At 75.2% G+C, this 303-nt stretch carries 1 pseudogene; it reads right to left on the bottom strand.

The annotated features are described in order from the left end of the window. Positions 1 to 61: 61 nt before the first annotated feature. Positions 62 to 303, bottom strand: a pseudogene (locus tag DBV35_RS29780) (hypothetical protein); the annotation flags it as partial.

Here is a 303-nt window from a genome sequence, read left to right as displayed (position 1 = left end):
GTGTGCTCTTCCGATCTCGGCCCGTCGTCGGGGCCGGTCGTCCCCTGACCGGCCCGGCCCGTCACAGGGCGGGGACGACGTCGAGGAAGCCGTGCACCTGCGCGATCCGGCCGTCGCCGTCGATCACGATGACGTCGAACCCGACCACCGGAGGCTCGGCGCCCGCCGCGAAGACCTCCGGCGGCGCCGCCTGCCAGCGGAACCGCGCCCGATCGTGGTGCGCGTCGACCTCGCCGTGCAGCCGGAACTCGAACCCGGCCAGCTTCTCCCGGGCCGCGCCCAGGAACCCGGCGACGCCGTCGT

It is taken from the genome of Acuticoccus kandeliae (genome assembly GCF_003073115.1).
The sequence above is the reverse complement of the archived record's forward strand: the minus strand, read 5'-3'. Positions and strand labels throughout refer to the sequence as shown.